The following is a 1,995-nucleotide window of genomic DNA, read 5'->3' as shown; positions in this document are numbered from 1 at the left end:
TTCTGATTCTGAGGAGAATAGCGGGGCTATTTGACGAAGAAGCAGGAATTTTTAGGCCAATTTATCGCAACCGCACGACTGCATGGATGCAGGAGCTAGAACAACGCAGGAGCAGTTGCCGAGTAGGGCAGACTATTCTCGGACAGCCTCCTTCAGATTTTTCACTGAAAAGCACTATTTTTGTCCATCCCATCTGATGAAGTTGCAAAATGTGGCATAGCTATTGCCCATGGTCCAGCAAGCGAATCTCTTTGGCTGCTGCTCGTTGATGAGATAGCAAAGAGATTGATCAGTAAACCGCCTGATCCGAACACATTCGTTGCCAGTGCGGTGTTTGTCCGGTTTTTTTGTCCACTAGAGGGGTAAATAATAAATGTCGAAGACTCTTAGCCTGATTAAGGAACATGACGTTAAGTGGGTTGATCTGCGTTTCACCGATACCAAGGGTAAAGAGCAGCACGTATCAATTCCCATTGGTGAAATAGACGACGAATTCTTCGAAGTCGGCAAAATGTTCGACGGTTCCTCTATCGCTGGCTGGAAGGGCATTAACGAATCCGACATGATTCTGATGCCAGATGACAGCACAGCTGTCATCGATCCATTCACTGAAGCCGCCACCCTGAACCTGCGCTGTGACATCGTTGAGCCATCCACCATGCAGGGTTATGAGCGTGACCCACGCTCTGTTGCCAAGCGTGCCGAAGAGTACCTGAAGTCTACCGGTATTGCCGACACCGCGTTCTTTGGTCCTGAGCCAGAGTTCTTTGTGTTTGACGACGTTAAGTGGAATGTTGATATCTCCGGTGCTTCTTACGAAGTGAACTCTGAAGAAGCTGCATGGTCTTCCAACGCCAAATTTGAAGGCGGCAACATCGGTCACCGTCCAAAAGTGAAGGGTGGTTACTTCCCGGTGCCACCGGTTGACTCTCTGCACGATCTGCGTGCTGCCATGTGTGATGCCATGGAAGCCCAGGGGCTGGACGTTGAAGTTCATCACCACGAAGTAGGTACTGCCGGTCAGTGTGAAATCGGTGTTAAGTTCAACACCCTGGTAAAGAAAGCTGACGAAGTTCAGATTCTGAAGTACGCAGTGCATAATGTTGCTCATGCTTATGGCAAGACGGCTACCTTCATGCCGAAGCCACTGGTAGGCGACAATGGTTCTGGTATGCACGTTCACATGTCTCTGTCCAGGAACGGTGAAAACCTGTTTGCTGGTGACGGCTATGCAGGTCTGTCTGAAGAGGCTCTGTACTACATCGGTGGTGTGATCAAGCATGCCAAGGCGATCAATGCCTTTGCCAATGCTTCTACCAACTCCTATAAGCGTCTGATCCCGGGCTTTGAGGCTCCGGTTATGCTGGCTTACTCTGCCCGTAATCGCTCTGCTTCTATCCGTATTCCCTACGTGAACAGCCCTAAGGCCCGTCGTATTGAAGTACGCTTCCCTGACCCCACTGCCAACCCATATCTGGCCTTTGCTGCCCTGGTGATGGCCGGTCTGGACGGTATCAAGAACAAGATCCATCCTGGCGATGCGGCTGATAAGGATCTGTACGACCTGCCACCAGAAGAAGCGGCCGAGATTCCAACGGTTTCTACCAGCTTTGAAGAAGCCCTGGCTGCCCTGGACACTGACCGCGAGTTCCTGACTGCCGGTGGCGTATTCACAGACGACATGATCGATGGTTACATTGAGCTCAAGAAGGAAGAGTGTCTTGCCGTTAGCCAGACAACTCACCCGGTAGAGTTTGATCTGTACTATTCTGTCTGAATTTACAGACCGGATAAGTTGTTGTTTTACCGCAAGCCAGAGTGAAAGTTCTGGCTTTTTTGTACCCTGGGATGGATGGTATCCAGTAAATGCGTGACGACACGGATGTAATTGGTAGAGTAACCTGGGAGCCATTAACGGGAAGCAAGGGTCAGTATGGGTTTTCCCTGTTATTCCCTGTTATTCCCTGTTATTCCCTGTTATTCCCTGTTATTCCC

Annotated in this window: 2 protein-coding genes; both read left to right on the top strand. The window is 50.0% G+C overall.

Annotated elements, in window-relative coordinates:
• Positions 1-197: hypothetical protein (locus KDK15_RS03650; RefSeq protein WP_257294005.1), on the top strand; the 197-nt coding region annotated here is incomplete at its 5' end.
• Between the two features lie 176 nt (positions 198-373).
• Entirely contained in the window at positions 374-1,777 is a 1,404-nt protein-coding gene (glnA, locus tag KDK15_RS03645; protein ID WP_257294004.1) for a glutamate--ammonia ligase, read from the top strand.
• Positions 1,778-1,995 lie beyond the last annotated feature (218 nt).

Origin of the sequence: Endozoicomonas sp. YOMI1 (assembly GCF_024606345.1) — a bacterium.
Lineage (GTDB): Bacteria > Pseudomonadota > Gammaproteobacteria > Pseudomonadales > Endozoicomonadaceae > Endozoicomonas.
This window is presented reverse-complemented; position numbering and strand designations above follow the sequence as displayed.

Coding starts and splice junctions, on each gene's coding strand:
- glnA (WP_257294004.1), top strand. CDS start 374: ATGTCGAAGACTCTTAGCCTGATTAAGGAACATGACGTTAAGTGGGTT.